25 protein-coding genes are annotated in these 22,673 nt (G+C 43.1%); 5 read left to right on the top strand and 20 right to left on the bottom strand.

The window, feature by feature from the left end; genetic code table 11:
• Entirely contained in the window at positions 1 to 2,484 is a 2,484-nt protein-coding gene (locus T426_RS0112160; protein ID WP_027585767.1) for a TonB-dependent receptor, read from the top strand.
• Between the two features lie 129 nt (positions 2,485 to 2,613).
• Here T426_RS0112160 and T426_RS0112155 read toward each other — a convergent pair whose 3' ends face one another.
• The 3 genes from T426_RS0112155 to T426_RS0112145 form a co-directional block, all read right to left on the bottom strand.
• The gene (locus T426_RS0112155; RefSeq protein WP_036984384.1) at positions 2,614 to 3,198 is read right to left on the bottom strand and encodes a transposase; all 585 of its coding nucleotides are present in this window, start codon (positions 3,196 to 3,198) and stop codon (positions 2,614 to 2,616) included.
• A gap of 443 nt (positions 3,199 to 3,641) precedes the next feature.
• The gene (locus tag T426_RS0112150) at positions 3,642 to 4,073 is read right to left on the bottom strand and encodes a hypothetical protein (RefSeq protein WP_025864033.1); all 432 of its coding nucleotides are present in this window, start codon (positions 4,071 to 4,073) and stop codon (positions 3,642 to 3,644) included.
• A gap of 146 nt (positions 4,074 to 4,219) precedes the next feature.
• The gene (locus T426_RS0112145) at positions 4,220 to 4,567 is read right to left on the bottom strand and encodes a nuclear transport factor 2 family protein (RefSeq protein WP_025864034.1); all 348 of its coding nucleotides are present in this window, start codon (positions 4,565 to 4,567) and stop codon (positions 4,220 to 4,222) included.
• 157 nt (positions 4,568 to 4,724) lie between these two features.
• Between T426_RS0112145 and T426_RS25780 the strand changes: the two genes are divergently transcribed.
• A complete protein-coding gene (locus tag T426_RS25780) occupies positions 4,725 to 4,955 on the top strand; it encodes a hypothetical protein (RefSeq protein ID WP_153637597.1) in 231 nt (76 codons plus the stop codon).
• Between the two features lie 279 nt (positions 4,956 to 5,234).
• Positions 5,235 to 5,951 carry a DUF6261 family protein gene (locus tag T426_RS0112140; RefSeq protein ID WP_025864035.1) on the top strand — a complete coding sequence of 239 codons (717 nt, stop codon included), beginning with the start codon at positions 5,235 to 5,237 and terminating at the stop codon, positions 5,949 to 5,951.
• Positions 5,952 to 6,360: 409 nt separating this feature from the next.
• Here the strand turns inward: T426_RS0112140 and hemB are convergent, their stop codons facing one another.
• The 5 genes from hemB to T426_RS0112115 all read right to left on the bottom strand — a co-directional run bounded on the left by hemB (position 6,361) and on the right by T426_RS0112115 (position 10,867).
• Positions 6,361 to 7,329, bottom strand: a complete 969-nt coding sequence (gene hemB / locus T426_RS0112135; RefSeq protein ID WP_027585766.1) for a porphobilinogen synthase — start codon at positions 7,327 to 7,329, stop codon at positions 6,361 to 6,363.
• A gap of 18 nt (positions 7,330 to 7,347) precedes the next feature.
• Positions 7,348 to 8,130, bottom strand: coding sequence for a uroporphyrinogen-III synthase (locus T426_RS0112130; protein ID WP_027585765.1), 783 nt, complete (start codon positions 8,128 to 8,130; stop codon positions 7,348 to 7,350).
• Positions 8,131 to 8,146: 16 nt separating this feature from the next.
• Positions 8,147 to 9,079, bottom strand: coding sequence for a hydroxymethylbilane synthase (hemC, locus tag T426_RS0112125; protein ID WP_025864037.1), 933 nt, complete (start codon positions 9,077 to 9,079; stop codon positions 8,147 to 8,149).
• 47 nt (positions 9,080 to 9,126) lie between these two features.
• The gene (gene hemA / locus T426_RS0112120) at positions 9,127 to 10,383 is read right to left on the bottom strand and encodes a glutamyl-tRNA reductase (RefSeq protein WP_025864038.1); all 1,257 of its coding nucleotides are present in this window, start codon (positions 10,381 to 10,383) and stop codon (positions 9,127 to 9,129) included.
• 127 nt (positions 10,384 to 10,510) lie between these two features.
• Entirely contained in the window at positions 10,511 to 10,867 is a 357-nt protein-coding gene (locus T426_RS0112115) for a hypothetical protein (protein WP_025864039.1), read from the bottom strand.
• 215 nt (positions 10,868 to 11,082) lie between these two features.
• On the opposite strand from T426_RS0112115, the gene T426_RS0112110 reads away from it, so the two are divergent.
• Both T426_RS0112110 and T426_RS0112105 read left to right on the top strand, forming a co-directional pair.
• Entirely contained in the window at positions 11,083 to 11,595 is a 513-nt protein-coding gene (locus T426_RS0112110) for an RNA polymerase sigma factor (RefSeq protein WP_027585764.1), read from the top strand.
• A 62-nt stretch (positions 11,596 to 11,657) separates the two neighbouring features.
• The gene (locus T426_RS0112105; protein ID WP_148303713.1) at positions 11,658 to 12,224 is read left to right on the top strand and encodes a hypothetical protein; all 567 of its coding nucleotides are present in this window, start codon (positions 11,658 to 11,660) and stop codon (positions 12,222 to 12,224) included.
• Positions 12,225 to 12,284: 60 nt separating this feature from the next.
• Here T426_RS0112105 and T426_RS0112100 read toward each other — a convergent pair whose 3' ends face one another.
• The 12 genes from T426_RS0112100 to T426_RS0112035 form a co-directional block, all read right to left on the bottom strand.
• Complete coding sequence (locus tag T426_RS0112100; RefSeq protein WP_025864042.1) at positions 12,285 to 12,488, bottom strand: hypothetical protein; 204 nt, start codon at positions 12,486 to 12,488, stop codon at positions 12,285 to 12,287.
• 101 nt (positions 12,489 to 12,589) lie between these two features.
• Positions 12,590 to 13,747: a sensor histidine kinase gene (locus tag T426_RS0112095; RefSeq protein WP_025864043.1), complete on the bottom strand. Its 1,158-nt coding sequence runs from the start codon at positions 13,745 to 13,747 to the stop codon at positions 12,590 to 12,592.
• The gene (locus tag T426_RS0112090) at positions 13,747 to 14,076 is read right to left on the bottom strand and encodes a hypothetical protein (protein WP_234406599.1); all 330 of its coding nucleotides are present in this window, start codon (positions 14,074 to 14,076) and stop codon (positions 13,747 to 13,749) included. The genes T426_RS0112095 and T426_RS0112090 overlap by 1 nt, the downstream gene beginning before the upstream one ends.
• A gap of 461 nt (positions 14,077 to 14,537) precedes the next feature.
• Positions 14,538 to 15,422 (bottom strand): patatin-like phospholipase family protein, encoded by an 885-nt coding sequence (locus T426_RS0112085; protein WP_025864045.1) that lies wholly within the window; start codon positions 15,420 to 15,422, stop codon positions 14,538 to 14,540.
• 31 nt (positions 15,423 to 15,453) lie between these two features.
• A complete protein-coding gene (locus T426_RS0112080) occupies positions 15,454 to 15,696 on the bottom strand; it encodes a hypothetical protein (protein WP_025864046.1) in 243 nt (80 codons plus the stop codon).
• A 48-nt stretch (positions 15,697 to 15,744) separates the two neighbouring features.
• Positions 15,745 to 15,927 (bottom strand): hypothetical protein, encoded by a 183-nt coding sequence (locus T426_RS0112075; RefSeq protein ID WP_027585763.1) that lies wholly within the window; start codon positions 15,925 to 15,927, stop codon positions 15,745 to 15,747.
• Between the two features lie 140 nt (positions 15,928 to 16,067).
• Entirely contained in the window at positions 16,068 to 17,183 is a 1,116-nt protein-coding gene (locus T426_RS25155; protein ID WP_159103308.1) for a M23/M56 family metallopeptidase, read from the bottom strand.
• Positions 17,184 to 17,387: 204 nt separating this feature from the next.
• Positions 17,388 to 17,771 carry a BlaI/MecI/CopY family transcriptional regulator gene (locus T426_RS0112065; RefSeq protein ID WP_025864048.1) on the bottom strand — a complete coding sequence of 128 codons (384 nt, stop codon included), beginning with the start codon at positions 17,769 to 17,771 and terminating at the stop codon, positions 17,388 to 17,390.
• Between the two features lie 124 nt (positions 17,772 to 17,895).
• Positions 17,896 to 18,438: a hypothetical protein gene (locus tag T426_RS0112060; protein ID WP_027585762.1), complete on the bottom strand. Its 543-nt coding sequence runs from the start codon at positions 18,436 to 18,438 to the stop codon at positions 17,896 to 17,898.
• 137 nt (positions 18,439 to 18,575) lie between these two features.
• A complete protein-coding gene (locus T426_RS0112055) occupies positions 18,576 to 19,829 on the bottom strand; it encodes a metallophosphoesterase (protein ID WP_036985436.1) in 1,254 nt (417 codons plus the stop codon).
• A gap of 357 nt (positions 19,830 to 20,186) precedes the next feature.
• Positions 20,187 to 21,191 (bottom strand): 3-dehydro-L-gulonate 2-dehydrogenase, encoded by a 1,005-nt coding sequence (gene yiaK, locus T426_RS0112040; RefSeq protein ID WP_027585760.1) that lies wholly within the window; start codon positions 21,189 to 21,191, stop codon positions 20,187 to 20,189.
• 130 nt (positions 21,192 to 21,321) lie between these two features.
• Positions 21,322 to 22,647, bottom strand: coding sequence for a Fic family protein (locus T426_RS0112035; RefSeq protein WP_027585759.1), 1,326 nt, complete (start codon positions 22,645 to 22,647; stop codon positions 21,322 to 21,324).
• Positions 22,648 to 22,673: the final 26 nt, after the last annotated feature.

Below are 22,673 nucleotides of genomic sequence, written 5' to 3'. Positions count from 1 at the left end.
ATGTACCCCAGTTCTTTGAATAAATTACCGGCGCTTGACCGGATACAAAAAATTAATCGCTTTTATTCTGCCGGAAGGCGTATACATTACTCCGTTATTGCCTGTTTATTGTTGCTCGTCGGAGTTGTTGGTCAGGTGTCTGGCAAGCCGGTCCGCGTTGTCCTTTCCGGAACAATCACCGATGCTCAAACCGGAGAGACACTCGTCGGGGCATCGGTATTCGAAACGGTCCATCAGCAGGGAACGATAACTGACCCGTACGGGCATTTCAGTTTGCAAACAAACCCCGGCGAGCAGGAGCTTGTTGTGTCGTTTATTGGCTACGAAACCTTCCGGCGAACCTTCGATCTGAAAAAGGATACGGTTCTTTCGGTTGCCCTGAAACCCAAAGTATTTACAACCGGCGACGTAAAGGTGGTGGGGAGCGGAAGCCTGTGGAACATTAACAGTACACAGGGAAGTGCCAATACCTTAACGCCGCGCGATATCGACCAGATTCCGACCCTCCTGGGCGAGAAAGATGTGATGAAGGCTATCCAAATGCTGCCGGGGGTGCAGGGCGGAACTGAAGGAAGCAGCGATTTGATTGTGCGCGGCGGCGGGCCCGGACAAAACCTGGTACTCATCGATGGTATCCCCGTTTTCAATGCCTCGCACCTGTTTGGCTTCTATTCGGTTTTTATTCCTGAAGCGGTGAAGAATATCGATTTCTATAAAGGAGCTTTTCCCGCCCGTTACGGCGGGCACCTGTCGTCGGTGGTGGATGTAACCATGAAGGAGGGAAACATGAAAAAGATAACGGGCTCGGTGAGTGTGGGCACCCTGTCGTCCAAAGGGCTCATCGAAGGGCCCATCAAAAAGGATAAAGGCTCGTTCCTGCTGGCGGCCCGACGTACTTACTTCGATGTCTTTCTCTCCCCCCTCTACCGCAGTCAGTTTAGCGCCGGAGAGAATGGAACGCTGGGTTACCACTTTTACGACATGGTGGGAAAGGCCAGCTACCGGCTGTCTCCGTCCGATAAGCTGTATGCGAGTATGTACAAGGGACGCGATATTCTGAAAAGCACCTATGGGGAAAGCTATGATAATAATACCTCGAATTCGTCTGTAGGTATTAACTGGGGCAACATTACGTCGGCGCTCCGATGGAACCATATCCACAGTGGTAACATGACGACTAACGTGCAGGCTACCTATGCCCGTTTCGATTACCGGAACCTGTATACGTCAGACGAGAGAAATGGGACCGATAGTACCCAGGCAGTTAACCGGGCATCGTTTGTGTTGTTCTCCGGTGTGAAGCAGGCGGCTCTCCGGTCGCAAACCGACTGGGTACTCAGTCCGGCCCACCGGTTGATATTCGGGGCCGAAGGAAACATGGCGTGGTTCGAACCGGGTTCGTCCACGACCCGCCAGTCGCAAGCTAACAACGAACAGCCTCCTATTATCGATGGCGGCGACAAAATACGTACCTCGGGTGCTAGTTTGTTTGGTGAGTGGCACTGGAAGATGACTGACCGGTTTACCTTGAATACCGGGCTCCGGGCATCATACTTCCATGTCGGTAATAAATCATTTTACTTCGTGCAGCCCCGCTTGTCGGCCCGGTATCTTTTAAACGAAACGAGTTCGCTGAAGCTATCGTATGCCAGAATGTATCAGCCGGTCCACCTGCTCAGCAGCGGAAACGGGAATTTTCCGGCCCAGGTATGGGTACCGGCCACGTCCGCCATTAAGCCCGAAACCAGTCACCAGGTATCGGCCGGATATTATACCCGCCTGCACCACGATTTCAATTTCTCGGCGGAAGCTTATTACAAACAACTTGGGAACCAGGTGCGTTTTTCTGACGAAGTTAACCTGTCGAACACGCTTACCGACTGGCAAACGAACTATCGCGAGGGGAAGGGCCGGGCGTGGGGCTTGGAGTTGCTCCTCAGGAAGAAGCGCGGCAAAACAACCGGATGGATAGGCTACACACTGGCCTGGAACCAGCGGCAATACAATGGCATTAACAACAACCGGTGGTTCTGGTACCAGTACGACCGGCGGCACGATTTGAAACTGAATGTGGCGCACCATTTTTCGAAACAGGTGCAACTGGCTGCCAACTGGGTCTATTCATCGGGGTATCCGTTTAACGCCCCTTTGATGAGCTATAACGGTTACCCGGGATTTATCAATTATCAGGTTTACGATTTCCTTACCGGCAACGAGAACAAAACCCCCGGGTATATTAATATAGCGCCTGGTTATAATTCGGTCAGGATGGAGGCTTATCACCGCCTCGACCTTTCGCTCAGCATCTCGCGCGAAAAACGGCTGGGAACATCCACCTGGACGTTTGGCCTGTATAATGCCTATAACCGGATGAACCCGTTTGCCTACCGTTTTTCGCAGGGAGCCGATGGTTCCACCCGGCTGAAGAAGATCACGCTGTTTCCCGTTTTGCCTTTTGTGACGTGGAATTTTAAGTTTAAATAATTTTCCCGAAAGATTTTCCTTCGGGAAGATTAGATCTTTCGAGGCGGTTGGGGCGAATTGATATTCGCCCTTTATGAAGCGAAATTTCTCTTTTCGGGCGAATTCGATTCGCCCGTACGGGCCGGTCGATTATTTCAGCTTATCCTTCTTCCAGTTAGCGGGATTATTGATGATATAATTGGAGATATTCCGGTAGGCCTTTTCGTTTCGGATGATTTTCTCGTAGTAGTTCCGATGCCAGATAGAGCTCTCTCCCGATAAGAGCGCCGTTGGGGCGAATTGCAATTTGCCCGTCCTATCGCCCGCGCCGCCGCCTTCTTTTATTTCCCGGATGAGTTGATGGATTCGCCTGGTGGTGGCTCCTTTGTAGCCCCGGATGATGGCGCCGATGGTGTGGGATGGGGAATGGAATTTTCCTATTTCGTCCTTTCTGGGTTTTCTGATTTGATAATCGATGCTGATGATGCCATGCATGTGGTTGGGCATGATGATGAATGCGCCCAGCGAGGTATTATTCCTGATTTCGGGTGTTTTGGCCCATTCCTCTTTGGCTATTTCTCCCAATGGATTCAGAAAAAGCTCTCCATTGATAATCTCGCCAAATAGATTCTTCCGCTGAGCCGTGCAAAGCGTAATAAAATATAGCCCTTTCCCTGCGTAATCGTAATTCTTTAAACGGATGCTTCTTCGGTGATGTATCTTGGGATCATACATTCTCAATCATTCGATTCTGTCGTTAGATTGTTTTTCACAGAACAAGTTAGGAATGATTGGTGTCATCTGCAATTGTCCTTGTCGGCAGACAGGCCTTGGGGAATATTCTATTCACTCATGTGATCAGGAAAAGACCGGATGAAATGATAATGTCAGTTTTAAAGTTTCCTAACTTCTCTGGTAGTCGTTTTGGGATGCTTCTCTGCATATTCTTTTGATACTATTCTTCCGGTAATCGCGTCTCTATAAATAATTCGTGTTTTAATATTTTTCTTACTCATAATAATTTAAACCTTAAGATGAACAAATTCTATTGATTTACTATGCAAACAAAATGGTATCTGAGGGTGATTTTTTAGAAGGTTCTTGAGTCATTTCAGAATTATCTGTTTTCATGCGTAATGAATTTACTTGTGTTTGTTTTTTTAGTCCAGCTCTGATACTTATTGTACTGTGGTTATGCCAAGAAATCCTAATACTGCTAGGACAAAGGAAACAACAGTCATAACTGATAATATTATATTCCATATTTTCAGTTTTCTATCTTTTTTATCTAATATTTCAATGGCCTTAAAAGCTCCACTTATTTTTAATTTAACTTTAGAATTTACATCATCAAATGATATTTTTCTATAAACAGGTTCATGGACCTCCTTAAATGACAATGTTTCGTTATTGTCAGATGTAATTAAGTTACCATCATCAAGTAATCCTATAAGTCTTTTTGCAGTGCTTTGATATTCATTAAAATTTTTTGTTTTTATATTCTTTCTGAAGAACGGTTTCATTTCAACGTCTTTAGATTCACCTCCACTATTATAGATGAATTTCAACGCCTTCAAGATTAAACTATCTGATATTTTCGTTTCTTTCATTCTTTTTATTTTTCGTTAATGCATTCGTGTGTAAACTAATCTTATACCTCATCCAGGTATGTATTGTGTACTTATTATGTCCTTTCAACAGTAGTCATTGGTAATTTGGATTTCGTCGTTTGGTTTTCAGCCCGTCTTAGCCCTTTTTATTCGGTATAGTGAGCAATCATTTTATATACTTTGCCTTTTTCGTTAAAAAACATCACTTCGACGGCTTTCTTGTCCATCACCGATTTGTAATAAAGCGCTACCGAATCGACGCCAACCGTTACGTCGATTAGTTCGAAATGCAGATCGGGTATTTTTTCCAGCGCTTTTTTCCAATAATCAGCCACCGATTCTTTTCCTTTTAATGTACCGCTGTTTATGCCTCCGGCCAGTTTTATCATTGGCGTTGTAATTTCGATATCGTTTGAATAGTGATTCAGAATATCATCAAGATTATGCGAATTCCATGAGTCAATCCATTCTTTGGCGAATTTTTCTGCATCCATTTTATATCATTTTGGGAGTTTAATTATTCTTATGTATCACCCGGTAAACCGGGTCTTTTGCCGTGTTATTGGCTATTTGTTCAGCAATTTAGAAAAAAATATCTATGCTTTCCTGATGGGAAATCTCTTTTCACCTTTCTTTTTTTGATAAGTGTTAATGAAGCCGTCTTCGCAGCGACCAGGACTAGCCAGGCACATTTGCCCATGGCTTCGCCGGGAAGGAAACGGCTCATGGACTTTTGCCCATGGCTTTGCCGGGGAGGAAATGACTCATGGACTTTTGCCCATGGCTTTGCCGGGAAGTAAATGGCTCATGGACTTTTGCCCATGGCTTCGCCGGGAAGTAAATGGCTCATGGACTTTTACCCATGGCTTTGCCGGGAAGTAAACGACTCATGGACTTTTGCCCATGGCTTTGCCAGGAAGTAAACGCCTCGTAGACTTTTGATCACGACCTTTCCTCTGGCGTAGCGGCTAAAAGCGATGGACCGATAGCGATGAATACCGTGAGATGGACTGGGAAAAAACAATAGAATGGATAATAGCTATGATTTTTCGGATATTTACCATAAATTAGTGTATCTGTTAAGTAGTAAGTCAATTACAGGTTATTTATGCCAGACGGATCGACAAACCAATAATTAATTTAACTTTTAATTCGAAGTCTATGATTCCAAAAATTAACAACAAAAGTAGAAATGCCGAAGTAGACGGCACTGCTAAACGCATGATCAATGCCTGGAATAGCGCAGGTATAGCCGATGATGCCCACCTGACCACGATTTTTAACCTCGTGGATGCGGGTGAAAAGAAGCTTTCTACGGCGATTAATCGCTCGAAAGCCGAATCGCAACTGGAAGAAAAAGACGAAGTTCGCGATAATCAGTTCCGCTTGCTGTATAATTTGGTGCAAGGAGCGCTCGGTCATCCCGACCCATTGGTCCGGACAGCCGCTGAGAAGCTGTTTGCTATACTCGACAGGTATAGTTTGTCAATTATCAAGGAGAATTATGTAACCGAGTCGTCGCTGATCGGTTCGTTGCTGGAAGAACTGTCCGACGCCAGCCTGGAAACGTCTGTTGCAGCGGTTTCGGGATGTGCTGAACTGATTGCTTCGCTGAAAGCTGCCCAGGACGATTTCGAGAATGTCCGTACGGCTTATGAATCAGAAAAGGACTTGGATAGTAAAACGGATAATGCTACCACGCTTAAGAAGCAACTCGTCCTCGTCATTAACAAAAAGCTGGTGCCGTATCTCCGGGTTGTTTCGGAGAATGACGAAGCCAAATATGGCGGACTGGCCGGCACATTGACGCAAATCATCGCCGATAATAATGCAGTAGTGAAAAAGCGTATTGCTGACGCTGAACCGGTTGCTGATTGATGCCAGTAGCTGGTAACTAAATATAAATAGATACGTTCGATTCGATATATTGCTCAACAGATTGAATCCGCCCGACCGTAAATGATTGGGCGGTTTTTTTGTGTGATTTATTTTTCATTCATCGTGGAAAATCCTCCTCCGGCCTGTCGGCCACCTCCTCCAGCGGAGGATAGGTTGCGAATTGCAGCACATTTGAACGACTGCATTGGTTGTTTTCGGTAAGAATACGGGAGCTCCATTCTGCACGAAACCACTTAATTCTGTAGTTGGTTGGCAGAATATCTCCTTTGGAGGGGGAATTAAAGGGGGAGGATTGGAATCGGTAAAATTTGAAGGTGGAGCAGTCTAAAAACAAAAAACTCCCGGCCTTTGCAACCCGGGAGTTTTACTATCTAATCTTTGACTTCTCTTATAAATCTTTCACAATATCCTGCGAGTGGTAGGTGATGATGATGTCGGAGCCGGCGCGTTTGATGGAAGTCAGAATTTCGCGTACGATGCGTTTTTCATCAATCCATCCGTTGGCTGCTGCTGCTTTCACCATCGAGAATTCGCCACTCACATTGTAGGCGGCAATGGGCATGTTGAAATTGGTTTTCACCCGCTGAATCACGTCGAGGTAACTCAACGCCGGTTTCACCATCACAATGTCGGCACCTTCTTCAATATCCAGGGCCACTTCGCGCAATGCTTCGTTGGCGTTGGCCGGATCCATCTGGTAGGTTTGACGGTCGCCAAACTGCGGCGCACTTTCGGCGGCATCGCGGAACGGTCCGTAAAAGGCCGAAGCATACTTGGCCGAGTACGCCATGATGGGCAGGTTATGGAAACCATTTTTATCGAGCTCCTGGCGGATGGCGCCTACACGGCCGTCCATCATGTCACTGGGGGCTACCATATCGATGCCTTCGTTGGCCAGCGATACACACTGTTTGGCCAGGGTAACCAGGGTCAAATCATTGGCTACATCGCCGTCAACAACGGTTCCGCAATGGCCGTGCGTGGTGTACTCACAGTTGCAGATGTCAGCAATGATGTACAAATCGGGCACAGCCTTTTTCAGGGCGCGGGTGGCTTGCTGTACAATGCCGTTGTGTTCGCAGGCGACCAATCCGGTTTCGTCCTTGTGTTCGGGTATCCCGAAAAGGAGAATGGCCTGGATGCCGATGCCGTACAGGCGCTTGCACTCTTCCACCAACTGATCGACGGATAGCTGGTAGTTACCCGGCATCGATTTGATGGGATTGCGGACATTGGTACCCGGACACACAAACAGCGGCATGATGAGATCGTCGCGGGTTAAAACAGTTTCACGAACCAGGTTCCGCAGAACCGGTGTTGTGCGCAGACGGCGCAGACGAGTGGTAGGAAATGCCATACTAATTGATTTTTTATGTTATACGTTAAATGCTATGTTGTAATGGTCCGCAATAGCGACCATTAATCCTTCTGAATTACTCATCGAAGCGACCAGCACCGGCTCAATTCCGTAGTTTCCGGCTGCTTTAGCCGTTGTGAACCCGATACAGGCTATCCGCAGAGCGGAAGGAGTGAGTTGTTTTTCCGTTAGCCGGATAAAGTTATCAATTCCCGACGGACTGGTGAAAATCATCAGCTCATAATCGTCCGCTTCAATTCGCTTCTGTACTTCGGTATCGAATGTTTCCGGCATGATGGTTTGATACACTTCAAGTCGTACGACCTTCGCTTTTCCGGCCAGTTTCTCTTCGATGAGATGACGCGCTAAATTACCGACCGGTAGCAGCACTTGCTGAGCATCGGTTACCTGTTCGCACAGTTCTTCCGCAAATTCGTCTCCGGTTTGTCCGTGATTGATGAATCGGGCCGAATGACCGTATGGTGCCAGTTTCGCTGCCGTTTTCTTTCCAACCGTTGCTATTTTGATTTTCTCCGGAAGGGAAAAATCACCTCGTATGTTTTTCAGCTGTTCAAAAAAGCAATGAACACCATTGGGACTGGTAAAAACCAACCAATCGAAGCGGCTCAAATCTTTCAGGATTTTCTCCATCTTCCCGCTAAGCGGAACCGGTTGGATTTCAATCATCGGAAATTCCAGCAACGTGGCGCCTTCTTCGGCAAACCATCGCTTCAGGTCTTCCGACTTGCCTTTGGGCCGGGTGGAAATGAATACCTTATTTTGCAATTTGCTACTGCTCATGGTTATTACTTTTCGGCTATTCCACCGGACGTATATTTTGTAAGATCTCTTTTCCGCCTTTTTCAATGAGTGTGGTGGCCAATCGGATGCCCAATTGCTCACCATCTGCTTCGCTTCCCGCTAGGGAATCTTCGAGGTATTCTGTTCCGTCAACGGACGAAACAAAACCGGTGATGGTCATTTGACCGTTTTCACGACGGGTGTAGCAGCCGATGGGTACCTGGCAACCGCCTTCCAGCGTGCGCAGAAAAGCGCGTTCTGCCTGTGCGGCCAACCATGTTTCCTGATGATTGATACCGGCCATCAGTTCGTTAATCCATGCATCGTCTTCCTTGGTTTCGATGGCAATAATGCCTTGCGATGGCGGTGGCATCAGCTGGTTGGGCTCCAGGATTTCGGTGATGTAATCATCGAGACCGATACGCTGCAAGCCGGCAGCGGCCATGATCATCACGTCGCAGTAACCTTCCTCCATTTTGCGGAGGCGGGTATTGACGTTACCACGAATGTCGATGATTTGAAAATCGGGGTTGTATTTTAACAACGAAGCCCGCCGGCGCAGACTCGATGTGGCCAGAACATCTTCGGTCGTCAGTTCATCCAGCTTTTTCCCTTCGCGGCTGACCAGTGCGTCGCGGTACTCGGCCCGTTCGAGCACAGCAGCCAGTTTCAATCCTTCCGGAAGGGTAGTCGGGAGGTCCTTGAGACTATGAACCGCCAAATCGACTTCGCCGGCCACCATGGCCATTTCAATTTCTTTGGTAAACAATCCCTTGTCGCCGATTTTGGAAAGGGCAACATCCAGTATTTTGTCTCCTTTGGTGTGAATGATTTTTATCTCAACGGGAAGGTCCGGATAGGTTGATTCGAGCGCTTCCTTAACAGCATGCGCCTGATACAACGCAAGCTGGCTTCCGCGTGTTCCTATCCTGACAGTTTTGTTTTTCATAAAATAAGAGCTTTCAGCAGATTGATTCCGGTCGGGCCGGAATGGGATTATTCATTTACCTTGAACAATTCGTTGATGACCCGCAACGATTCCGCATCACGGCCGTTGTCAGTGATCTCCTTCAGATTCTTAATCAGAATGCGTGCATACCGCTGGGTTAGGTGGTTGGTGTATTCGTCCACCTGACGCTGTACCTCTTCCGAATCAATCTTCTTGTAACCATTCAGCTCTTCCTGGTTGACCCGTTGCAAGTTCGCTTTAATAGCCTTGATGGCCGGACGCAGCGAGCGGCTGGCGTACCAGTCGCAAAATTCGGCAACCATCTCATCGATGATGGGGCGGGCACTTTCGACAGCAACCAAGCGCTTTTCGGTATTCTCAGCAATGTTTTGCTTTAGGTCATCGACTCCGAACAACCGGATACCCGGAATGGTACCTGCCTGTTCCTCAATATTCCGGGGAACGGAAAGATCGATGAAGAGTTGTGGTTTTCCGTTGCGTTTCTCTGCGGAAGTCTCCACCATTTCTTTGTCGATCAGGTATGTGGGAGAAGAGGTAACTACCATTACTATATCGAACAGCGAGAGATGGTTGGGATAATATTCGAAGGGAATGACCTTTCCATTATAGCGTTTTGCCAACAACTCGGCATTCTCAAGGGTGCGGTTGCTCACTGAAAAATCGGTTACGCCTTTTTTCATGAGGCTTTGCAGGGCAATTCCGGCTGTGTCGCCGGCACCAATTAGCAGCACTTTCTTTTGCGAAAGGTCGTCAACCAGATTGTTGCAAACTTCTACCGCCGCGGCACTCACCGAAGTAGCACCTACCTTAATGGCTGTTTCGGTACGTACGCGCTTGCCTGCTTCGAATGATTTCTGGAAAAGCCGCATCAACACGGCATCGGTCATGTTGGCTTTGGTACAGAACAGGTAAGCGTCCTTCACCTGGCCAATAATCTGGTCTTCACCAATCACCATGGAATCAAAACCGGCAATTACCTCGAACAGATGCCGGGCGACATCTTCGTCTTTTTTCCGGTAGAAGTATTCTGCATGCGAATTTTCCAGTTTTTTAAACTGGTTGAGTTGCTCTAATACGAGCTCAAAAGCTTTCTTTGACGGATATTTACTCTGTGAAAAATAAATCTCCGTCCGGTTGCAGGTCGACAGTACCACCATGTCGGTGATGTCAGTCGCTTGCTGCACCTCTTCGTAAAAAGGCTGAATTTCCTCTGTCAGGAATGTATATTGTCCCCGGATGTCCAGGGATGCCGTCTTATGGCTGATACCTAAAAGGCCAATCATTTGTTGTTGCTTTATGGACAACTGCCATACAAAAATACAGATTATCAGGAATATGGCGAACTGTCCTGTCGGTCAATTATAATTCAAGCAATTATTTTCTTCACGTAGGAAGAGTTTTGGGAATGATTCAGCTAAAGATTGGCGGAGGTCGGGAGAATAAACGGAAAGCGAGATGATGCTCCGGAAATTGCGTTGGAACATCCATGACGTTAAACACTATTCCGTCGGGGAAGCTTTTATCTTCAGATAATTGCTGTTCTGCCTGCTCATGATGATTGGCAGCAACATGGTTCAAAAAATGAACGGTATCCCCGGAAGTCACATTGCCTTCTTCTGCAACGCTAATGGTATTTGCGGTGATTGAATCAACCGTGTTTTCTTCCATATTGGGTTTTCCCAACAACCATGACCCCAGTCCCACAACGTAAAGCACGAAGAGGAACAGGTAAGGCAATGTGTTCGATAAAACTCCGAAGAAAAACACCGGCAGATTATTTAATTATCAATATATTATAGTCACTCATTTAACTGCTTAAGTTAAAGGAGTTCTGCAAACTTACTAAATCTGTCCGAGACTCTTTCTTTAAGAATGCTTAAAATTGTGGTGATATATCTCACAAGATGGTGGGGATATTTCGGGTAAAGAAAAAATGTAACCCTTTTACAGCCGGACTGACTAAGTAAGCAAAACCAACATTCATGCACACCAAAGAGGAACACTTTAAAGAGCTGATTGCCGAAAATGAAGAGCGGTTGGTGCGTATCTGCCGGTACTATCATTCGAATGCCGAAGGGCAGAAGGATTTGTACCAGGAGATATTGGTCAACATATGGAAAAGCCTCGACAAATTTCGGGGTGAATCATCGATCAATACGTGGATTTACCGTATTGCCGTTAATACCGCCATCAGTTTTAGCGGAAAATCGTACCGGCACTCCAAACTGATGATCAATACCGATAGCTCGGCTATGAATATCCTGTACGATCACAGTGAACTGGAAAGTAAGCTGAAGCAGGAAGCTTTGTTTGAACAGCTGCAGGTCGAACTCAACCAGTTGTCGATCATCGATAAAGCGCTGATTTCTCTTTTACTGGAAGGTTTGACGATGAAGGAGATTGCCAATGTAATTGGTATTACCGAGCCAAACGTCAAAGTGAAAATTCATCGTATCAAAAGTCAATTGAAAGAGAAGCTCGTTCGCGATGAATGATGTTGGAAGACCTGTCGGTGACGATGGGGAGAAAGTGTTACATGTTTAAAACGAAAACCATCATGAATATAAAAAATAAAGATAAAAATAAGCACTTGCTTGATATTAACGGATTGATTCCGGGCTTAGAAAAGGAAGATCGGCGTAATGTGCGTGTAATGCGAAATTTTCAGTGGCTGATGTGGATTATGATACCTGTCTATTTCGGTCTTCTGGTGGTGAATCCGGATAAAGACCTGACCTGGAGTTACCGGGTTGGAGGAGCGTGTTATGTGTTGGCATTTCTTGCTTTTGCCTTAATATTCAGAGTGTATATTAAAGAATACAAGACGGTTGATTATGGATTGCCCACTACCGTAATGCTGAAAAAGGCGATTGAACGTTATCGGCTGTTCCATCCCAAAAAGTTATTTGTACTTATTCCGGTTGCCTTAGTCGACGCAGGACTGATATTTTTTTCATTGAATCAGGATAACGCAGACGATTCTATTTCGATATTGACTTCTCAGATTCTTTATTGGGGCGGCATGCTATTGGGAGCCGGTGTTGGTGTGTGGATTTGGCGCAGAAAACAGAAACCACTGCGCGATGCCGCCCGTGACTTGCTCAGGGAAATTGAATCGGAATAAGGAAAAAGCTAAATAAATTTAGAGAGCCGGAAGCCGTCACAACATCGCATGACTTCCGGTTTATTTTTTCTGGTTCATACGTTGTTTGATTTCTTTCCTTTTAACGAAAGTGGCTGCAATAATGGCAACTGAAATTCCCAGCCAGCCATAGTGGCGCAACACATTTGGTTTCATGAAAATGGTGTAGAGGTTCCAGATGGCAAAAAGAGCCAGAACGATAATGAGAACAATTTGCCACCGGAGTTTATTTTGGTCATTTTTCATGGTTTGTATATTAAGGAAGTGTTGATTTTCATTATTCCGATTTCAGCAGTTTTATTAACGCCCTGACCTCGTTAAAGGCTCACAAAATTACAATAAAAATATCAAATAGACAGGTTAACCGGAAGAATGGCTGTGCTGTTATCCTTGTTAATTGTTGGTAACGAAACAACCAGGGGCGAGTCTGTTTCCGGAATGTAGGGAATTGAAACAGAAAATGTAGTTTGTGATTCATTTGTCTCAAAACTGATGTTGCCTTCCAGCAGTTCGATTAATTTTTTAACCAGCGATAATCCAACACCTAAGCCACTACTCATGTAATCGTTGTTTTTAATATCCTGCTTTTCGAATATTTCAAATAATCTGCTTTGCTCTTCCTCCGGGATAGGTAGTCCTTGGTTTGAAACTCGAATCAAAATATTTTTCGGAAACATGCGATAGTCAATTTCCACGATCTGAGTTTGAGAGTGTTTGATGGCATTATCGATTAAGTGGTATAGAATATGTTTTATTTTGTTGCCATCGGAGTAAGCAGTGGTTGGAGTTTCTTTGCGTTTAAATTGTATCTGAACTTCTCGGTTCAGTAGAATTGGAGTAGATTTTTCGAAGTATATTTTAAGTTCATCGAATATGTCCTCAATAGTGACCAGTTCATACTCCATTCGGATATTATCTCCGGAGTTGATGATAGATATATTAATCAGGTCGCTTATAATTAACAGGAATTTGTCCGCACTTTTCTGTACAATCTCAAAATGATTTTTTCCGTCTTTCTGTAATTCTTCTTCATTCATGTCCGAAATAATTTCCAGAAAACCAAGTATCCAGTTCAGCGGCGTTCGTATTTCATGGGAAAGACTTTGCAGAAAGGATGTTTTTACATTTTGCGAAATCACCGAGCGTTTATACAATTCGGTGATTTTGTTCCGAAGCGCATTGACCAGCTCATTTTTATAGACAATTCCAACAAAACGCCCCGCTTTAAATACTGGAAGAATAGAGCATTTGTGCTTCTGGAATTTCTCCAGTGCCTCTGTAATGGTTTCGTTTGCCTGAAGATTTTCCTTTTCTGTTAAACAGTCGATGACGATTTTATGCGGGCGTTTAATCAGATCGGAGGGAGTTAATATTCCCAAGTATTCCATTCTGTCATCCATCACTACCAGAAAGTTTTCATTGATAAGTCTGGTTTCAATAGCATTGATTCCTTCATAGGGATGAACCATTGGGAAGCGCTGATTGATAAATTTTTTGATCTCCATCAAAACTCTCCTTCAATTGCGTCGTAAAATATCTTCAATTTAAAATTGACTTTTAAGATTTCATTGTCGGAAATGAATGGGAATACCTTTTTTTGAAGCACTTTTATAATTCTGTCTCTATTCATCTTTTTCAATATCTTCTTGTTGATAAAGACTGCTTCCACATTCATATCTTCTACTTCGAAAACTTCAAATTCATTGGGTATTAAGAATTCAAACGATTTAAATACGCCTATTTTTCCCTGTGAACTTTTTTTCCCCAGTATCAGGATGTCTTCAAAAGGAGGTAGCCCTATTTCTTCAAAACTCAATTGAACCGAATATTTCATTAGTGACATTTCTTGCATAATAATCTTTGCGGAACTTAGTAATTACTTCATCTGTATATTATCATTGAATGCCATCTCTTTTATGCATTCATATAATAACGTATTTTACACTGGTCTATTGTATCTATTTTTCATTATGTATTAATAAAACGAAATAAAAGCTCCTAAGTGAATGAATATATGTTTATTTGTGCATGTGTGGTTCAATAATTTATATTGTTTTTAATTGGAACCTTATCTGAAAAGGAGTGTGTTGTATAACTTTTTCTTCGGACTTTTACGTATCAGCTTTATTTGACTCATTTCCTGTTCGTCAAAAGGGTATTCTATACTAGCTTTTCTAATTTGGATGTAAGTGCGATTTTAACTGTATCTGCGTGATCACGAAAATATTGTGTTCTATTGTTTTTTATTCCCGTTGAAATGATGAGAGGGGTAACTGGTTTTGTAGTAATGTCATATTATTGTGTGAGGTTATTGGCCTTCATAATACTTTTCACGGTCGCATGTCTTCCTATCTCCACCAGCTCTTTCGCCTTGTAGAAATCGTAGGTGGTACAGGCATCGTGCGATATTTCGATCAGGATATCAGGCGGATGATTTTTCAGGTTGGTTTGCCCGATGTGGTAAGTCATCATTCCGATGGTTTTGTTGATGAGATCGAAATAACCCAGTTTCTCTTCTTTGTTAGATGGCAGAATATCTTGCAGGTGTTGATAAAACTCTTTGATTTTTTGCTGATATACAGATTGATCCGCTTTTTCTTCCTTTTTCGAAACGGCCGGCTTTTCCAAAGGAATATCTGCATTGACATTTACGGCAATCAGCAAATCACCCGATTCCCGTTTGACATGATTCAATGGAATGTTATTGATGACCCCGCCATCGACCAGCAGTCCATTTTTCGTTTTCACGGGAGTAAAAACCGTCGGAATGGCCATGGAAGCGCGAATGGCTTTGAAGACACTCCCTTTGGTAAATACGACTTCCTTTTTATTGACGATATCGGCGGCAATAGCGGCATAGTGGATATTCAGTTCTTCAATTTTGGCATCAGGAATGAATTCCTTCATTTTATTCAGCACCTTGTCGCCTTTCACCAGCCCTTGCGAACTGAGCGTGAAATCAATCAGTGCAAACACTTTCATTCGATCGAGCGAGTAGAGCCACTTCTTGTATTCTTCCATTTTGCCAAGTGCAAAAACACCGCCGACTAATGCTCCCATCGAAGTTCCGGCAATAGATTTGATTTCAAACCCTTGTTTTTCCAATTCTTCAATTACACCAATATGTGCTATTCCACGAGCTCCACCGCCCGACAACACCAGGGATACTTGTTGGTTCATACGTTTTCTGAATAGTAAAATGAAAGGTCTTTTAATGCAGAAATGGTTTTCTCAACAGCTTTTTTTGCCATTTCAGAATCTGACTTAAGAAAATCATCACCACGCCAGCCATAACGAAAGGCAACCAGATGTGAACAAATTCATCGGCTCTCTGCAGATTAATCAACGTGTAAATCAGGGCCGTTATGGAAATAAATGCACCGGTATAAAGCAAGATTGTCGCTGCAATTGAGCCGGGCCTTTTGCGGTATTTCAAGAATCCTTTCCTTAACATGTCTGAAGATTTATGTTCAAATAAAGATAAGGAATTTTCGTTATCATCTCAGTTTTTGGGAACCTTACGACTTTTTTTCGGAGCGATCATTTTCTTGCAGATGGAGCCCGGCATAGCATTGCCGACAAATGTTTGGTTGAACGGAACGCGAATGTTGACGTGAAGCAAAATGACGGATAGAATGGCCAATCTTCTGAGCACATCAATGCCACTGTTCCGGTTGCTGGCCATGAGTTTCCCGTGTTCGTGGTTGTGTTTTCTGCCTGTATTATTCGCGCAGGAACTATTTCGCGGTTCCAGATTTGAACCGACAAGCGGGGTATTAAAATATCAGAAGAAAAGGTGGCCCGCAGGCTCACCTTTTTTGCTCTTTATTTCGGGAGATAATCCTCGGGATCGACCCTTTTACCATTTTTGTACACTTCGTAGTGGAGGTGTGATCCGGTCGAAATGCCGGTACTACCTACCTGACCGATGACCTGTCCTTTTTTCAGGACATCTCCCGGTTTCACGGAAATACTCTTGAGATGGGCATAATACGTCGAGTACATGTCATTGTGTTTAATCAGTATGTAATTTCCCATTCCTTTTTCGTTCAATCGGGCTTCAACTACCACTCCTGCAGCGGGCGCAACAATGTTCGTTCCTTCAGGTGCTGCGATGTCAATGGCATGATGGAATTGTTTCTTCTTTGTATAGGGATTCTTACGCTCGCCCCACCCGCTGAAGTGCGTTATTTTTTCCCGGGCCACCGGATAAATGGAAGGCCGGGAAGTTTTGCTATCAACCACCGTGTTTTTTCCGATGGTGAGTGAACCGTTTGAACCGTCGGGTGCAAATGCGAATAGTAATATGGAAATCATTGGGATTACGAGCAGGTAAAGCCCCAGATATTTTCGAGAAGTTTTATTTTTTGTCATCATAATAATGCGCTTTTTTATTGTTTTTTGATAAAAATGACTGACGAGTCCGCCGGTGCTAACCATTTCAACATGTCGCAGCATCGATTTCAGATAGCCTTCTGTTTTGTGGCTTTCCGTTAGAACAGATGCATCGGCCAGGTATTCATGCTGCAGTTTCAGCGAACTTCGGTACAGAAAAACAATTGGATTGAACCATAGAAGTACAGTTGCCAGTTCGGTCAGAATCAAATCGAGCCAGTGTAATTGCCTGATATGGGCAAGCTCATGCTCAATTATCATCGGATTCTGCTCATTCTTTGGTAAGAAAATCATGTGAAAAAATGAGAAAGGTACCGATGTATCTGTCCTGACAATTTTGACTTTGTCAAGCTTGTGAATGTCAGACTGATTCTTCATCCGGACAATCCTGATAATGGAAAAGAAAAGCTTAAAGAACAGGGTAATAATGCCGGCCAGATAGATAGCCTGCAAAATCACAGTGTAATTAAGTGTTGTTAAGCCATGCGCGAGATTTTGATTGGTGAATAAGATGTTATCCGGTTCAATCGGATGTAACTTTATCATATTGGTCACTATAGTTGGTGATTGAACCTGAAAAAATGGAATTTTCAGAATTGGTATAATAAACGAAAGCAGTAAGCCGATCAGCAGATAAATCCTGTTAAGGTTGAAAAATGTATGGTTTCTCATTACCGCTGCATAGAGCAGATAGAATGCCGAAAGGCTGAGACTGACCTCGAGAAGGTACCACAAAAATGCAATCATAAGTTATCTGTCTGACTTGATCTGATTTATTTTTTCATCAATCAGTTTCCTGATTTCTTCCAACTCTGAAAGTTTCAACTGTTCGTTCGCAAAAGATGATGCAAACGCAGGAGCAGAACCACCGAAAAAGTTGTCGATGATGGACTTGACATGGTTCTGAAAATAGTCTTTCTTGGATATCAATGGATGGTATTCGTTGCTTTTTCCGTAGGTCTTGTACCCGATAAATCCCTTTTTTACCAAAACCCGGATAACCGTCGATACGGTGGTATAAGCGGGTTTGGGATCGGGAAACTGGTCTACAACATCCTTCAGAAATCCTTTCCTGATACTCCAAAGATATTGCATGACCTGTTCTTCAGCTTTTGTCAATTCTTTCTTTTCCATGTCGTAAATCTATGACTATTTTTGTAGTCGTACAACTATTTTTATAATTATTGAAAAAGAAAGAATAAAATCAGTTGATTATCAAGTATTTGATGTTTTTTAAAGCGGTGGTATGTTTGAACCTTTATTGTTTCTCTGTCAGTTTTTGGTTCATCGAAAGAAGCCATTCATACAGTTCCTTTGCCTGTGCTGACTGGTTGTCAATCCGAAAATCGCCTGTCTGCTGAAGCATGACACGTTCATACCGATTATTTACTGGGTTGAGGATATATCCTGCATAAATGACAATGCCGGCATCATACATTTCATTAACTGGATCGCTGGTGGGACCTTTGGCGGCCAACGGCAACAAAGAAAATTTGGCTTTCAGTTCTTCCGCGTCAATCTGGTAGCAAAGACTGTCTGTATTCTGCAGGTTTCGTTCCATGTCCTCCGCGGAAATGGTTCCGGAGGAATCCGGAAAGGTCCAGTTGTTGGGTAAGTTGTAGCAATGAAGTTCACCCGATGAATCGATTAGCCAGCCATTATGTTGGCGTCCCCAGGCATGATTCACGTATTCGAATTGAAACAGCGCTTTTTGCCGTATGGCATATCTTGGATTTTCATTTGGGACATGGGCGCAACTGGTTAGCAACAGTATGGCGAATATAAAAAATGCTCTTCTCATGGTAGTTAGTTTTGCTCCAACTAGTAGATGAGTCTAAGGATAGGAAGGTTGCACCCCTCTTAATTTTCTTAACAGAAACCCCGTTAAAATCAATCAAGGGTTTGGAGGCTGTGAAAAATATCGCCGGGAAAATCACATCATACCAGCTCAATCGAAGTAATTTCAGGCAACACGCCCAATCGTCCCTGATACCCGATAAAACCGTAACCGCGGTTGACATATAAGTACTGGTGCTCTTTTTGGTACAAACCAGCCCATTCTTTATAGAAATACTCAACGGGGCTCCATTTGAAGCCGGGAATGTCTATTCCAAATTGCATCCCGTGCGTGTGCCCGCTCAGAGTCAGGTCAATATCCCTGTAGTCTTTCCGGACCTGCGCATCCCACTGCGAAGGATCATGGCTCATGAGTATTTTCACCGGGATGTCCAGTTTTTCCAACCCTGCCACGGCTTTTTTCATATCACCATATTGGGTAAAACCTCTGGCTCCCCAATTCTCAATCCCAATCAACGCAATTTGCTGACCGTTTCGTTCCAGCAGCACGTGTTCATTAGTCAGTAGTCGCCAACCCATGTCAGCCTGATGTTGCTTCAATTGCTCCAGGTTTTTCTTTTTGGCTTCTTCTGAAGGCCAGGAAACGTAATCGCCATAATCATGATTCCCCAAAACAGAGTAAACGCCCATCGGCGCTTTCAATGCTTTGAACACTTCCATGTAGGGTACTATTTCGGTAGCCCGGTCATTCACTAAATCACCGGTAAACAAAATCAGATCCGGTTTTTCCTCCATAACGGCGGCGACACCTTGTGACACCGCCTCCGGATCATCGAAACTTCCGGAATGGATATCCGAAATCTGAACAATCCGAAGCCCTTTGAAATCATCTGGCAAACCTTTTATTGGTATCCGTACTCTTCTCAATTTGTAGTTGTACCTGTTGGACATGCCGTACACCAGTCCCGACGTGAGCGCTCCTCCAATCAATAACGCTGTTTGGGAAATAAACGTAAAACGCCCGATTAAACGAGAGCTGTCAGACGGACTTCCAACAGGATGATTTCTGAACGAAAGGAAAAAGCTAATTATGTTCGGAATAATCATCACAACATCGGTCAGCAACATAATGGCTGCAATAAGTACCTGGCCGATAAAGACTCCGATAAGAATATTGACCGTATATTTTAGGGTGAGCGAAGGCCAGGCCGTTCTTCCCCAGTGAGCAAAAGCGTACAAACTCCATAAAGTCGCCAGCGATAATATTACATACAGGATAAACAGCCACAAATGGACACTGTTGTTCGTATTTCGAAGAGCCGTTCTTACGGCCACGAATGTGTAATATTCAACGGCAATTACGAAAAGGATAAAAAACAATAGCTGTTTACTCATCATATTCCTGTTTTCATGTTGTTTCTATACATGCTCCGCTATTTTCATTCAACCTGAAAGTAAGTGAAAAGCAAACGACGAAACATCCTTCATTAACAAGAATTTCAGAAAGATGGTTGACTTCATTCAGTACAATTCTCAAATGAAACGGATCGACGAAATGAGTATTGAACCTGATAAAACAATGAAAAGTAAATTTTTAGGTGTTTATTTTTAGTGGTATTCTTTGGTGTATGATTGGTAAATCAAGAAAATGAGGGTTCCTACAATAAGGAAGGATATCATGTAAGCGATTTTTGTTTTCATGGCAGATAAATTGGCTATTTATTCTTCCAACAGAATATTCTTCTCCTTTTTTTATCCCAATAATTCCAATACCTCTTGCCAAACTTCTTCACTTACCGGAATTCCATTCTTCAGGTTTCCTGCTCTGGTTTCTAACGTTCGTTCTCCGGGATAATAGGTTTTGTCTCCGGGGTGCATGGGGTCCACGTCATGGGTGTAATCGATAATCTCGTTAAGGAGTCTTTCCTGTATATTTTTATCATTAAATAGGTCGGGGTAAATACATAGGAACACCTGCGAAACCCCTGTTTCCTGCTCCTTCAAACCAATTTTATATGTTGAGTCTCCAGCTGCCAATAACGTAGCCAGCATATCCAAAATCATCGAAAGAGCGGAACCTTTCCAATATCCGATGGGTAATCCGCGTTCTTTTAACAAGATTTTTTCGGGGTCGTTGGAAAGTTCGTTGTTATCATCCCAGCCTCCGGGGTAAGGGAGTTTTTCTCCTCTCAGTTTATAGTCGTTGATCTTTCCAAATGAAAACTGCGAAATGGCCATATCCAAAACAACATGACCTTGCTCTCTTGGAATTGACACAATAAACGGATTATTCCCTATTCGGCTGTCTTTACCGCCCCAGGGCGGCATGTTGGGTTTTGTATTGGTAAAAAGAATGGAAATGCAACCGGCATCTGCCGCCTGCCATCCATAAGTGCCACCTCGCATCCAGTGATTGGTGTTGCGCAAGGCCACCATTCCCATTCCATGACGTTTGGCCAGTTCGATGGCTCGATTCGTGCACTTCGCGGCGTTAATAATACCCGGACCAAAGTTCCCGTCCCATCTTTCGATGCTACCAAACTTTTCTGCTTTTTCTGCCTCAGCATCCACTTTTACCAAACCATTTTCCACATATTTTATAAAAGGCGGTACACGGTTGATGCCGTGAGAATTGACACCGTCTAATGTTGTTTCTGAAAATACCCTGGCCATGTACCGGGCTTTCTCTTCCGTAAAATTATATTTGATGAACAGCCTGTAAAGTACATCCTGCATTTGTTCGAACGGAATTTGCATGGTCTTTTCGTTTTTTAATTAACGGAAGATTGTAAGTTACGTTGCGGAGTTCAGAGCTGATTTCCTATCTAGATACACTTTATTACTTGTGAGTATAACTGCTGGTGAACCAAGGAAACCGCAATGGAATTTACAAAATGTTGTGGTTCGTTTTTTCTTTTAATATTTTCTCAAAATTATTACTACGTACAAATGCCTTTTTCTTTTTGTTAATTTCAATCTGCTCGATAAAATCAAACTCAACTAACTGTTGTAAATCTGTCCTTGAAGTTTGGTTTGAAACAAGTAAGCGATTTTCTACTTCTTTAACTGTGATAAGTAGGTTTGGCTCATCATAAAACCATTTTATTATCTCAGCTTGTCTGTCGTTAATATTCTGTATCCTCTGGAAATTAGTTATATATTTTTTCTCATCAATTTTTCTTTGGATGTAAACTCGTAATGCATCATAAGCTAAATCCATTGTTTTTAAATTATAGTTGATGAAATATGTCAAATCGTTTTCATCGTTCTCAGTGTAAAGATAGGCTGATTCATATTGATTTTTGCTTTTTATTATCAGTCTTGAGATTGATAAATACTCTGTTAGCCAATAGCCTTTTGATAAAAGATACCAGTAGAATAGTGCTCTGGCAGTACGGCCATTACCATCAACGAATGGATGTACATACCCAATCATAAAATGTAATATTATTCCTTTAATTACCGGATGAATAAAATAGTCGTGTTTATCGTTATTAAAAAAAAGACAAATTTGTTCCATTAACTCAGGAATTTCTTTGAAGTCAGGAGGTGTGTGAACTATCTCACTTTCTATATGATTGACAACATAAATGTCATTTGAGTCTCTGAATTTGCCTTCGTCACTTTTGTCTGCAAGTGTGTTGTATGATATTTGTTTATGTATCTCTAATAGTAAATTTATAGTAAGCGGTTCTTTCTTTAAATTAACAATAGTTTGAATTGTTCTATAATTGTTTAGAATCATTTGCTCAGATTTGCTTCTCGGCTTATCATTCTTTCTGAGCATCTCTTTTGCTTTTTTTCTTGTTGTAACTGCACCTTCAATTTGTGATGAAGCGATTGCTTCTTCCATGATTGAGCTTATTAAATATTTGTCTTTCTCTTGTTCTGGAATTAACTTTTGTGCTCCTAGATTACCACCAACATTTAAGTCGAATTTGTGCAATATTTCTTGAATGTAGTCTGTCTGAGAAAAGGCAAATTTGTATTTGCCAAATTGCAGATATTTATAATCAAGATTTCTCGTAAGTTTGATTGCTGCCCATAAGTCAATCGGGGAGAAATCGTCAGATGTTGTTTGGTATTTTACTTTATCCCAATAAAGATATTTATTGTTGCTTCTCCTAATTACATCTAGACTGTTCTTATCTTTAAGAATTATCAACGCTTTGGAAAAGTGTTTTTTATCTATTTTAGGTGGTCTTTCTATCATCTTTAAAATCTCCTAATCTTTCATTG

This window comes from Prolixibacter bellariivorans ATCC BAA-1284 (assembly GCF_000621705.1).
Classification (GTDB): domain Bacteria; phylum Bacteroidota; class Bacteroidia; order Bacteroidales; family Prolixibacteraceae; genus Prolixibacter; species Prolixibacter bellariivorans.
Note: the sequence above shows the minus strand (reverse complement) of the source record. Positions and strands in the feature narration are given on the sequence as shown.